The sequence below is a fragment of the Aeromicrobium sp. Root236 genome (assembly GCF_001428805.1).
Classification (GTDB): Bacteria; Actinomycetota; Actinomycetes; order Propionibacteriales; family Nocardioidaceae; genus Aeromicrobium.
The window spans coordinates 3,526,884-3,538,165 of sequence record NZ_LMIS01000001.1 but is presented as its reverse complement, the minus strand read 5'-3'; the positions used below and the strand labels follow the sequence as shown (position 1 = coordinate 3,538,165).

General features: G+C 68.2%; 12 protein-coding genes. 7 read left to right on the top strand and 5 right to left on the bottom strand.

Annotated elements, in window-relative coordinates; all coding sequences use genetic code 11:
• Positions 1–70: 70 nt before the first annotated feature.
• Positions 71–325: a WhiB family transcriptional regulator gene (locus ASE12_RS19880; protein WP_056212467.1), complete on the bottom strand. Its 255-nt coding sequence runs from the start codon at positions 323–325 to the stop codon at positions 71–73.
• A 93-nt stretch (positions 326–418) separates the two neighbouring features.
• Between ASE12_RS19880 and ASE12_RS17780 the strand changes: the two genes are divergently transcribed.
• The 4 genes from ASE12_RS17780 to ASE12_RS17765 all read left to right on the top strand — a co-directional run bounded on the left by ASE12_RS17780 (position 419) and on the right by ASE12_RS17765 (position 3,640).
• Positions 419–1,213, top strand: a complete 795-nt coding sequence (locus tag ASE12_RS17780; RefSeq protein ID WP_162255520.1) for a 2-phospho-L-lactate transferase CofD family protein — start codon at positions 419–421, stop codon at positions 1,211–1,213.
• Positions 1,210–1,875, top strand: coding sequence for a TIGR03089 family protein (locus ASE12_RS17775; RefSeq protein WP_056403725.1), 666 nt, complete (start codon positions 1,210–1,212; stop codon positions 1,873–1,875). The genes ASE12_RS17780 and ASE12_RS17775 overlap by 4 nt, the downstream gene beginning before the upstream one ends.
• A gap of 81 nt (positions 1,876–1,956) precedes the next feature.
• Complete coding sequence (locus tag ASE12_RS17770; RefSeq protein WP_056403722.1) at positions 1,957–2,856, top strand: ABC transporter permease; 900 nt, start codon at positions 1,957–1,959, stop codon at positions 2,854–2,856.
• Positions 2,846–3,640, top strand: coding sequence for an ABC transporter ATP-binding protein (locus ASE12_RS17765; RefSeq protein WP_082582370.1), 795 nt, complete (start codon positions 2,846–2,848; stop codon positions 3,638–3,640). Before ASE12_RS17770 ends, ASE12_RS17765 begins: the two co-directional genes overlap by 11 nt.
• A gap of 36 nt (positions 3,641–3,676) precedes the next feature.
• On the opposite strand, the gene ASE12_RS17760 is transcribed toward ASE12_RS17765, so the two are convergent.
• Both ASE12_RS17760 and ASE12_RS17755 read right to left on the bottom strand, forming a co-directional pair.
• The gene (locus ASE12_RS17760) at positions 3,677–5,080 is read right to left on the bottom strand and encodes an LCP family protein (RefSeq protein ID WP_056403716.1); all 1,404 of its coding nucleotides are present in this window, start codon (positions 5,078–5,080) and stop codon (positions 3,677–3,679) included.
• A 109-nt stretch (positions 5,081–5,189) separates the two neighbouring features.
• The gene (locus ASE12_RS17755) at positions 5,190–6,599 is read right to left on the bottom strand and encodes an LCP family protein (RefSeq protein ID WP_235508940.1); all 1,410 of its coding nucleotides are present in this window, start codon (positions 6,597–6,599) and stop codon (positions 5,190–5,192) included.
• 180 nt (positions 6,600–6,779) lie between these two features.
• Here ASE12_RS17755 and ASE12_RS17750 point away from each other — a divergent pair, with 180 nt between their 5' ends.
• From ASE12_RS17750 to ASE12_RS17740, 3 genes are read left to right on the top strand one after another with little or no spacing between them, the layout of a single operon-like run.
• Positions 6,780–7,898, top strand: coding sequence for an LCP family protein (locus tag ASE12_RS17750; protein ID WP_056404947.1), 1,119 nt, complete (start codon positions 6,780–6,782; stop codon positions 7,896–7,898).
• A gap of 24 nt (positions 7,899–7,922) precedes the next feature.
• Positions 7,923–8,867 (top strand): 2,3,4,5-tetrahydropyridine-2,6-dicarboxylate N-succinyltransferase, encoded by a 945-nt coding sequence (gene dapD / locus ASE12_RS17745; protein WP_056403710.1) that lies wholly within the window; start codon positions 7,923–7,925, stop codon positions 8,865–8,867.
• Positions 8,868–8,888: 21 nt separating this feature from the next.
• Entirely contained in the window at positions 8,889–9,695 is an 807-nt protein-coding gene (locus ASE12_RS17740) for a hypothetical protein (RefSeq protein ID WP_082582369.1), read from the top strand.
• 81 nt (positions 9,696–9,776) lie between these two features.
• Here the strand turns inward: ASE12_RS17740 and dapC are convergent, their stop codons facing one another.
• Positions 9,777–10,883 (bottom strand): succinyldiaminopimelate transaminase, encoded by a 1,107-nt coding sequence (gene dapC, locus ASE12_RS17735; protein ID WP_056403703.1) that lies wholly within the window; start codon positions 10,881–10,883, stop codon positions 9,777–9,779.
• The gene (gene fdxA / locus ASE12_RS17730) at positions 10,880–11,203 is read right to left on the bottom strand and encodes a ferredoxin (RefSeq protein ID WP_056404945.1); all 324 of its coding nucleotides are present in this window, start codon (positions 11,201–11,203) and stop codon (positions 10,880–10,882) included. Before fdxA ends, dapC begins: the two co-directional genes overlap by 4 nt.
• Positions 11,204–11,282 lie beyond the last annotated feature (79 nt).

Sequence of the window (11,282 nt, the reverse complement as noted above, 5' to 3'; positions counted from 1 at the left end):
GGATGCCATGGTCGCTCATCGAGGCGTGACTGAGCGGCACGCCCTAGTGGACGAGCCGAAAGCGAGGTGTCTAAGCCCGCTTCTTCAGCTTGCGACGTTCACGCTCGGACAGACCGCCCCAGATGCCGAACCGCTCATCATGTGCCAGGGCGTACTCGAGGCACTCTCCACGGACGTCGCACGTCAGGCACACTCGCTTGGCCTCACGTGTGGATCCGCCCTTCTCAGGGAAGAACGCCTCGGGGTCCGTCTGAGCGCAAAGGGCGCGCTCTTGCCACATGAGTTCTTCATCGAGCTCTTGCGGCAGACCCAGATCGAATGACATACATGGAATTACAGTCCTGTCACCTGTCACAAGTCAAGCCGAATGGCAAGATTCACGAAATCCCCGGCGTGTCGCCCCCGTGCAGGACGCCCGATGAGGCAAGACAGAATGGCCCGCATGCGCATCCTGCTCGTCGTCGGCGCTGACGGCGCACCCTTCGCCCGCGAGCTCGGCGGCCTCCTCGGCCCCGATGACGAGCTCACCGTCGTGGCTCCGACCGTACGTGGGCACGTCTCGGCGGGCCTGCAGGCGAGCCCCGACCTGGACGGCCTGCTCTCGCCGTCCGGCGTCGCCACGTACGCCGTCGCCGACGCGCTCGAGGCGGTCGGCTACACGCCACCGTGGCAGCGGGCCAGCGACCAGGCTGTGGCGGCGCGGCTGGTCCGCACCGAGCTCGTCCTGACCGGGACCGCCCTGACGGACGCGACGATCGCCGCCGGCATCCGTGCCGCGCTCCCCTACCGGTTGCTGCCGATGTGCGAGGAGCGGGCCGAGTTCCGGGTCGTGGTCGGTGCGGAGGAGCCGCGGGCGATCCCGGTCGACGAGTACCTCGCCGACCCCGCGGCCCATGACCCGACGCAGCTGCTCCTGGTCGCCGACCAGATCTCGGTGTCCACCGCCGTCTCGTCGGCCCTGCAGGACTGCGACGTCCTCGTGCTCGGGCCCTCGAGCCGCACGCTGGCCGTCGACCCGGTCCTGCGTACGCCCGGGTTCCGCGACCTCGTGCCCGGCGACCTGCCCGTCCTGGTCGTCGAGCACGACGACACGGCTCCACCTCAGCTCGTACGCGTTGCCGGTCTGCCGGAGGCCGATCCCGGCCGCCCGGAACCGGCACCCGCGGACGCCGCCGCCGTGCTCGAGCTGGCTCACAAGGTCGTGGCCGCATGAGGACGCTTGACCAGCTGCTCCGCGTCGCAGCCGATCCTGGTCAGCCGCTCGTCACCTACTACGACATGGCCACCGGTGAACGGGTCGAGCTCAGCACGACGACGACCGCGAACTGGGTCGCCAAGAGCAGCAACTTCCTGGTCGACGACCTCGACGCAGGGCCGGGCACCCGCATCCGCATCGGGTTGCCGAGCCACTGGCTGACGACGGTCTGGATCCTGTCGGCATGGAACGTGGGCGCGATGATCGCCGACCGGGCCGCCGACATCGGTCTGAGCGGTCCCGATCTCGTCGCCGACGAGCCCCACCGGGTCGCCGCCTCGCTCCGGCCCCTCGGCGGTCGGTTCCCGCAACCGCCCGAGGGCTTCCTCGACCTGGGTGCGGAGGTGCCGGGCCACGGCGACCACTTCGTGGCACTCGATCCCCCCGAGCCGTCGACGGTGGCGCTCGACCTCGAGGGAGCGACGAGCACGCACGCCGAGCTCCTCGCGTCGGTCATCCCCGATGCTGCCCGCCGGCTGGTCGAGCCGGGCGGCATCCGGCGCGACGCCGAGCTGATCACCGCCGCCTGCCTCGGCGGCGGCTCCCTCGTGATCGTGGCGTCTGCCACACCCGAACAGATCTCACGCGTGGCCGAGCAGGAGGGCGCCGAGAGCAGGTAGGTCGATCCACTACACTCGACGATGCCTCGACGGCAGACGTCAGGCACCCCCGAATGCCTGAACAGTAGGGACATCACACGGATGACAACCGCCGAGGACGCGGCGCGCCTGGGCCTCGACAGGGTCGGTGGCCGACCGCCGCTCCGCGACTACGTCGCTGAGGTCTGGAAGAGACGCTTCTTCATCTACTCGATGGCTCGCTACAAGATCGAGTCCGAGAACCAGCAGAACTCGCTCGGCATGTTGTGGGTCGTGCTCAAGCCGTTGCTCAACGCCTTGGTCTACGGGCTGATCTTCGGCCTGCTGCTGCCCAGCAGCACCCGGCCCGACCACTTCGTCGAGTTCCTGATCATCGGCGTGTTCATCTTCGAGTTCTTCGCGCAGTCGTGGAGCAACGGCGGCAAGTCGATCGTGACCAACGCGGCCCTGGTCCAGAGCCTCGCGTTCCCGCGACTGGTGCTCCCGCTGGCCGCCGTGACCCAGCGCTTCCTGCAGTTCATGCCGACCGTCGCGATCATGCTGACGTTCCTGGTGATCAGCGGCGGCTTCGGCGCGATCGACCTGCACTGGCTGTTCATCCTCCCGATCTTCGCGCTGTTCTTCATGTTCAACTGCGGGCTGGCCATGATCACCGCACGCCTGGCGGTCCACTGGCGCGACCTCAACAACTTCATCCCGTTCCTGACCCGCTTCTTCTTCTACACGACCGGGATCTTCTTCAGCGTCGAGAAGCGGTTCGGCCCCAAGCCCGCCACGTCGTCACACCCGGCCACCGACGGCCACCCGATCGTCATGCGGATCTCGGACTTCCAGCCGATCCACGAGTTCCTCAGCCTGGCCCGCTCGGCCCTGCTGCAGGGCCCCGGGTACGGCATGAACCTGCACTACTGGGCCTACGCCACCGCGTGGTCGTTCGGCATCTTCGCGTTCGGGGTCTGGTTCTTCTGGCGCGCTGAGGAAAGGTACGGCCGTGTCGACTGAACCCGTGACCCCCGACCCCACCGCCGCACCCGACCACGACCGCAAGCCCGTCGTGATCGTCGACGACGTGCACGTGGAGTACAAGGTCTTCGCGACCGGCAAGCGCCCCACCGCCGCCGACCGGCGCAAGCTCAACCTCGGGCGTACCAAGCAGATGCGCACGGTGCACGCGCTCAAGGGCGTCTCGTTCACGGCGTACGAGCAGGACAGCATCGGGGTCATCGGCACCAACGGCTCCGGCAAGTCGACGCTCATGCGCGCGATCGTCGGGCTCACCCCGGCGAGCCGCGGCGCGATCTACGCCTCGTCACGACCGAGCCTCCTGGGTGTCGGCGCGGCGCTGATGAAGGACCTGTCGGGCGAGCGCAACATCGTCCTCGGCGGTCTGGCCATGGGCTTCACGAAGGAAGAGATCCGCGCCAGCTACGACGAGATCGTGTCGTTCTCGGGCCTCGAGAAGTTCATCGACCTGCCGATGCGGGCCTACTCGTCCGGCATGACGGCGCGCCTCAAGTTCGCCCTGGCCAGCGTGCAGACCCACGAGATCCTCATCGTCGACGAGGCGCTGGCGGTCGGCGACCGCAAGTTCCGGGCCCGCAGCGAGGCGCGCATCCGCGAGATCCGTGACAACGCCGGCACGGTGTTCCTCGTCAGCCACTCGATGCAGTCGATCCGCGACACCTGCAGCCGAGTCATCTGGCTCGACCAGGGCACGTTGGTGATGGACGGCGACCCGGACGAGGTCATCGAGGCCTACAACGAGGCCCAAGACCGCGACATGTGAGGGTCTCCCGACCACAAGCCGGACGAGCCGCGCGCCCTAGCAGGAGGCCTTGAGGTCGTCGGACTGGTTGGCGGCGGCGCCCGACGTGTCCTTGGTCTTCTTGGGCGGCGCCACGGTCGACTCCGACTTGTCGATCGTCTTCTGGATCGCCGCCTGGATCGCCGGGAAGTCGGGCGTCACGGTGTTGAACCGCGGCGGGACGACCGAGACGGTGCGGATCTTCTGGCCACGCGCCTTGAGCGCGAGGTCGGCAAACTGACCGAGCTCCTTGGCCGGGATGTTGGTGCTGAGCAGCTCCTTGCCCGACTTGGCGATCTTGGTGGCGTTGAGCAGCACCGTCTGGGGGCTGAGCTGGCTGACCATCGCGGCCATCAGGCACTTCTGCCGGCCCATGCGCACGTAGTCGTCGGACTGCACGCGACTGCGGGCGTACCACAGGGCCTGCTGGCCGTTGAGCTTCTGCTTGCCCGGCTCGATGTAGGTGTTCTTCCAGGCGTCGTCGTGACCGAACATCGCGATGCGGCTCTTGACGTCCATCGTCACGCCGCCGACGGCGTTGACCAGACCCTTGAACCCGTTGAGGTTGATCATCACGTAGTAGTTGATCTTGAGGTTCGTGACGCCCTGGATCGCGTCGATCGTCGCGTCGAGCCCTGGATCCTTGCTGTGCGGATAGAGGTCCCTGCGGTTCTGCGCGTCGGTGTGCACGGCGTTGAGCAGGCACGTCGGCCCGCAGTTGTAGCCGTTGGGATAGACCTTGAGCATCGGCGAGCCCTTGGAGAACGGCACGTTCTGCAGGTTGCGGGGCAGCGAGACGAGCACGACCTTGCCGGTGTCGGCGTCGATGCTGGCGACCGTCATGGAGTCGGGCCGGATGCCGGTGCGGTCGGCGCGGGCGTCGGAGCCCAGCAGCAGGATGTTGTAGCGACCCTTGAGCGGCTCGGACGTCTTGGTGGCCTTGAACACGACCTTGACGGTGTCGCGCGAGACCTTGATGAGCTGCGAGGCGTACGCGGTCGAGCCGGCGACGCCGCCGATGATGGCGAGGTTGAGGACCGTGATGAGCGCGGCCCGCATGAAGTTGAGCCGGAACGGTGACGCCAGCCGCCACGCGTCGACGAACAGGATGACCCAGAGCACCGCCACGGCCACGATGCCGGCCCTCGCCAGCAGCAGGACATCGGTGTCGGTGAACCAGCTCAGCACCTGCGCGCGGTCGGTGCGGTACTTCCAGTAGAGATAGCCACCACCACCGAGGGCGGCCAGCCACATCGTGACGGCGAACCAGCCGACCACCCGCTTGCCCACCGCGATGTGCCCGGATCCGGGCACGACCACGGTCATGAAGCACAGCAGCAGCGCGCGACGGAACCGGACGCGCGGCGAGTCCAGGTGATTGTCCCGGTAGCCGCGGCCCAAGAGACTCGCGCGATGCGACATGAGATCCCTTACGGTGTGGCCGACGAAGCATCCATTATCACTGACGTCCAGCCCATCCGTGACATCGCGTCAGTGATCTCAGCGACAACTCAGGTCGGCCCGGCCTCGGTCAGCAGGCTGCGCCGAGGTCCGAGCTCTGGTTGGCCATGCGCGGGTCCTTCGCGTCGTCGCTCAGCTTGGGGACCGACAGCTTCGCCTTGGTGATGCCGCTGGGCACCGACGAACGCCCCTCGGCCTTGTCGATCGCCCGGTCGATGAGCCGGCGGACCTTCTTGAAGTCGGGGTTGCCCGTGTAGATCACCGGCGGCACGAGCGAGACGGTCGAGACCTTCTGGGTCTTGGCCTTCAGCGCGAGGTCGACGAACACGTCGAGGTCGGACTTGGGGATGTTGGTCGTCAGCAGCGCCTTGCTGGAGCTGGCGATCTTCTCGACGTTGAACAGCACCTTCTGCGGGCTGAGCTGGTGCAGCATCGCGTTCATGACGCACTTCTGCCGGCCCATGCGCGAGAAGTCGTCGTTCTGCACTCGGCTGCGGGAGTACCACAGGGCCTGGTCGCCGGTCAGCTTCTGCTCGCCGGCCTCGATCCAGCCGCGGATCGGCGAGCCGATGCCGCCGATCGCGGTGCGCTGCTGGACGTTCACGCGTACGCCGCCGACGGCGTTGACGAGCTTGGAGAACCCGTGCATGTTGACCATCGCGTAGTAGTTGAGCTTGAGGCCCGTGATCTCCTCGACGGCGCCCATCGTCGCCTTGAGGCCGGGGTTCTTCTCCTTGAACAGCGACGCGTGGTCGTTGGCCCAGGTGTTGATCGCGTTGAGGTACTGGCCCTCGCCGTTGAAGCCGTTCGGGAACGCCTTCGCCATGACGGAGCCCTTGGGGAACGGCACGTTCTGCAGGTTGCGCGGAAGGCCGACCAGCACGGTGCGGCCGGTCTCCTTGTCGATGCTCGCGACGGTCAGCGAGTCGGGCCGCAGGCCGCTGCGCTCGGGACCGGAGTCGCCGCCGAGGAGCAGCACGTTGTAGCGCCCGTCCTGCGGCTTGGAGACCTGGTGCGCGACGAAGACGCTGTCGACGAACGAGGTCTGCACCGCGACCAGGTGCGCCGCGAAGAACAGCGCCCCGGCCGTCGCGAAGCACAGGACGCTGTTGATGCCGGCCATCCAGAGCCGGTGCTTGCGACGCAGCTCGAGGGGACGGCCCAGGCGCCAGGCGTCGACGATCAGGGCAACCCAGGCGACCGCGCCGGCGATCAGGATCCAGCGGCCGACCGGCAGGAGCGGCGACTCGATCGCGAGGGAGAACAGCTGCTTGCGCGAGTTGAGCGCCAGGAACAGCAGCACCGCCCCGACGAGCAGGAAGCCGAGCCACACGCGCACGGCGATGCGGCCGATGCGCTTGTTGCCCATGACGAGCTGGGCGGACCCGGGCATGACGAGGGTCATCGCCGTGAGGGTCAGGGCGCGGCGGAACTGGATGCGAGCAGAGGTGTCGGCCGGGCGGGCATACGACCCACCCATCACACTCGAGCGAACGTCAGACATGGTGTCCTCACGTGGGGAAGAGGCTGAGGCGATTCTCAGTATCCACACAAACTCTCGAGTTGAGGTTGAGGGCGCGCCGGGGAGCACCGGGATTTTCGCCGGTGGCGCTCGAGCGGCTGCCGGGAGCGTGAGCCGAGGTCAGGTACGGTCGTGCTCATGTCAGATCAGCGCCCGGACGGCGAGTACGGGTGGTTGTACGGCGAGGACAAGCCGACCCGCCCCGTGCCTCGGGAGACCGCCTCCGACCTTCCTCCGCCCAACCTGCCACCCCCCGGGCGCCGCGTCACTGACGAGCCTCCGAGCGGACCCGGGAAGCCCAAGAAGCGCCGCAACGGCCGGCGGATCTTCGGCATCCTCGTGCTCGCGTGGATCGTCTTCCTCATCGCCGTCCCCTGGTGGGCCTGGGGCCAGATCGAGAAGGTCGACGCCTCCCCCGCCTCGGGCCGCCCGGCCGACCAGCCCGGCACGACCTACCTCCTCGTCGGCTCCGACAGCCGCCGCGGGCTGACCAAGGCCGAGCAGAAGGAGCTCGCGACCGGTGGCGACACGGGCGGCCGCGGCCGTACCGACACGATCATGCTGCTCCACACCGGCAGCGGGCCCAGCGTCCTGATGTCGCTCCCCCGCGACTCGCTCGTCGACATCCCCGGCTACGGCCGGACCAAGATCAACGCCGCGTACGCCTATGGCGGCCCCAAGCTGCTGGTACGCACGATCGAGAAGAACACCGGGATCCGCGTCGACGACTACATCGAGGTCGGCTTCGGCGGTCTCGTCAAGGTCGTGGACTCCCTCGGCGGGGTCGAGATCTGCCCCAAGCAGCGCCTCAAGGACAAGGACTCGGGTCTCGACGTCCAGAAGGGCTGCCAGACCGTCGACGGCAGGGTCGCGCTCGCCTACTCGCGCAACCGGCACTCGTACGCCACGCAGGACATCCAGCGGGTGCAGAGCCAGCGCGAGGTGCTCGGCTCGATCGCCGACAAGGCCAAGTCACCGTGGACCGTCATCAACCCGTTCCGCTACGTCAGCGTCGCCAAAGGCGCGTCGGGCTCCCTGCGCATCGGCGACGACGTCAGTCCTCTCGCGCTGTTCAAGTTCGCCCTCGCCCTGTCGGCCTCGATGGGCGGCGGCGGGCTCAACTGCACCGTGCCGTTGCGGGACTTCGCGGTCACCTGGGACCCCGAGAGGGCGCCCAAGATGTTCGACTACATCAAGAAGGACCGCACCGACCAGATCGGCAGCCTGTGCACCAAGGACGGCCTGCCCAAGTCCTAGTGGCCCCCAGATAGGTTTGAGGGCATGACTTCTGCGGATCATCCCGGCGCGTACGCCTACGGCGTCGCCACGCTGACCCTCGACGGCACGGTCCTCGACGTCTGGTATCCCGAGCCCCGGCTCGGCGCAGCACCTGACGGCGATCCCGAGCCCGCCGAGCTGACCGCGCTGGCCGGCCAGGACGCGATCCGTGAGGTGCACAAGGTCGTCGTGCACACCGTGATCGACGACCTGCAGGCGCCGCCCACCGACGTGTACGACGTCTATCTGCGCCTGCACCTGCTGTCGCACCGGCTCGTCGCGCCCCACGGGCAGAGCCTCGACGGCATCTTCGGCCTGCTGACCAACGTGGTGTGGACGTCGCTCGGGCCCTGCCCCGTCGACGGCTTCGAGACCATCCGCACCCGGGCCCGCGGCGCCGGCCTGCACGTCCAGGTGACGAGCATCGACAAGTTCCCGCGCATGACCGACTACGTCGTCCCGTCCGGCGTCCGCATCGGCGACGCTGATCGCGTACGCCTCGGCGCCCACCTGGCCGAGGGCACGACCGTGATGCACGAGGGCTTCGTCAACTACAACGCCGGGACGCTCGGCACCGCGATGGTCGAGGGCCGCATCTCAGCCGGCGTCACCGTCGGCAACGGCTCGGACGTCGGTGGCGGCGCGTCGATCATGGGCACGCTGTCCGGTGGCGGCAAGGCGGTCATCACCGTTGGCGAGAACAGCCTGATCGGCGCCAACGCCGGCATCGGCATCTCGCTCGGCAACGACTGCGTCGTCGCCGCCGGCACCTACGTGACGGCCGGATCGAAGGTGACGATGCCCGACGGTTCCGTCGTCAAGGCGTCGGAGCTCTCCGGCCACGACGGCGTCCTGTTCCTGACCAACAGCCAGACCGGGGCCATCGAGGCCCGGCCGCGCGGTGAACGTACGGGCATCGAGCTCAACGCCGACCTGCACGCCAACTGACTGGTGCGGTTTCGTTGGTTCGTGGTCCTCGGGCTCGTCGTCGCGACGGTCCTGGTGGCGACGGTGCTGCGCGACCGCAAGCCGCTGCGGAGCGAGTTCTGCGTCGCCCAGGTCGGCACGGTCCGGGCTGAGATCGACCTCGAGCAGGCGAGGTGGGCATCGCTGATGGCGGCGATCTCGCAGCGCCGGGGCCTGCCGCCGCGGGCCACGTCGATCGCGATCGCGACTGCGTTCCAGGAGTCCAAGATCCACAACATCGACTACGGCGACCGCGACTCGGTCGGGCTGTTCCAGCAGCGCACCTCGCAGGGCTGGGGCACGGTCAAGCAGATCAGCGACCCGCACTACTCGATCGGCCGGTTCTACGACGCGCTCGTCAAGATCAAGGGCTATCAGTCGATGAAGATCACCGAGGCCGCGCAGAAGGTCCAGCGCTCTGCGTTCCCCGGTGCGTACGCGCAGCACGAGGACTACTCACGGGCCCTGGCCTCCGCGCTGCGCGGCTACAGCCCGGCGAAGTTCACCTGCCAGATCAATCCCAAGGGCAGCGGGACGATCGCGCGGGTCACGCAGGACGTCAAGGCGGCGTTCGGCGGCATCCCGTTCGCCACGGACGGAGACGACGCGTCGTACCCGCTGACGGGCAAGGCCTCCGACGTCAGGGCTCGCGGCTGGGCGCTCGCGCACTACCTCGTCGGCAACGCCTCGCACCTGCGGATCACCGACATCTCGTTCGGCAACCGGCAGTGGAGCGCCGAGGACTCCGACAAGGGCTGGACCGCCAGGTCCGGCACCGACTCCGACACCGTGCGCGTCTCCACGAACTGACCCGAACCCCGCGATTTGTGATGTTGGAGGCGCTACCCAGGCGTAATGACGCCTCCAACTCCACAGATCGCGGAGATGTCATCAGGACGTGAGGCGGGTGACGGCTTCGGCGACGCGCTCGTCGGTGGCGGTGAAGGCGGCCCGTACGTGCTGGGCGCCGGCGGCGCCGTAGAAGTCGCCCGGCGCGGCGAGGATGCCGCGCTCGGCGAGCCAGTCGATCGTGTCGCGGCACGGCTCGCCGCGCGTCATCCAGAGGTAGAGCGCGCCCTCGGAGTGCTCGACCGTGAAGCCTGCGGACTCGAACGCGCGCCGCAGGTCGAGGCGCCGGGCGGCGTACGTCTTGCGCTGCGCGTCGACGTGATCGTCGTCGGCGAGAGCGGCGGTCATCGCCGCCTGCACCGGCGTCGGGACCATGAAGCCGAGGTGCTTGCGGACCTCGAGCAGCTCGGAGACCACAGCCTGGTCGCCGGTGACGAACGCGTCGCGGTAGCCCGCGAGGTTGGACCGCTTGGAGAGCGAGTGGACCGCCAGGATGCCGTCGAACGAGCCACCGCAGATGTCCGGGTGGAGCACCGAGGTCGGCGTGCCCTCCCACGCGAACTCGAGGTAGCACTCGTCGGAGACCACCAGCGTGCCGCGCTCGCGCGCCCAGTCGACGACCTTGCGGAGGTGGTCGGGCGGCAGGATGCGGCCTGTCGGGTTGCCGGGTGAGTTGAGGTAGATGATCGCCGGGACCCGCGGCCCGAGCGAGAGCGTCGAGTCGGTCGCGACGACCTCGCAGCCGGCATAGCGGGCGCCGACCTCGTACGTCGGATAGGCCAGCTCGGGCAGGACGACGAGGTCGTCGGCTCCGAGGCCCAGCTGCGTGGGCAGGTTGGCGATGAGCTCCTTGGAGCCGATCGTGGGCAGCACCTGCGAGGCGCTCAGGCCGGTCACACCGAAGCGGCGCTCGATCCAGTCGACAGCGGCCTGGCGCAACGAATCGGGCCCGAACACGGTCGGATAGCCCGGCGCGTCGGCCGCGGCGACGAGCGCCTCACGGGCGACGTCAGGCGTGGGATCGACCGGCGTTCCGATCGAGAGATCGACCAGTCCGCGGGGGTGTGCGGAGGCACGGGCCTTGGCAGCGGCGAGCGTGTCCCAGGGGAAGTCAGGGAACTTCGCCGAGACGTTGCCCCTGGAGGTCATTCCTGGGGCTGAGGGGGCAGCGCTGCGATGAGCGGGTGATCCTTGTCGATGACGCCGAGCTTGGCCGCGCCACCGGGCGAGCCGATGTCGTCGAAGAAATCGACGTTGGCGGTGTAGTAGTCCTTCCACTCCGGCGGCGTGTCGTCCTCGTAGAAGATCGCCTCGACAGGGCAGACCGGCTCGCACGCACCGCAGTCGACGCATTCGTCGGGGTGGATGTAGAGCATCCGCTTGCCTTCGTAGATGCAGTCCACGGGACATTCGTCCACACAAGCGCGGTCCTTGAGGTCCACACACGGCTGGGCGATCACGTACGTCACGAGCATTTCTCCTTCAAAGGGCTGGCACTAGTATCACGCCTCCGCTCCACCTCCCGCACATGAGGTCCACCTCATGACA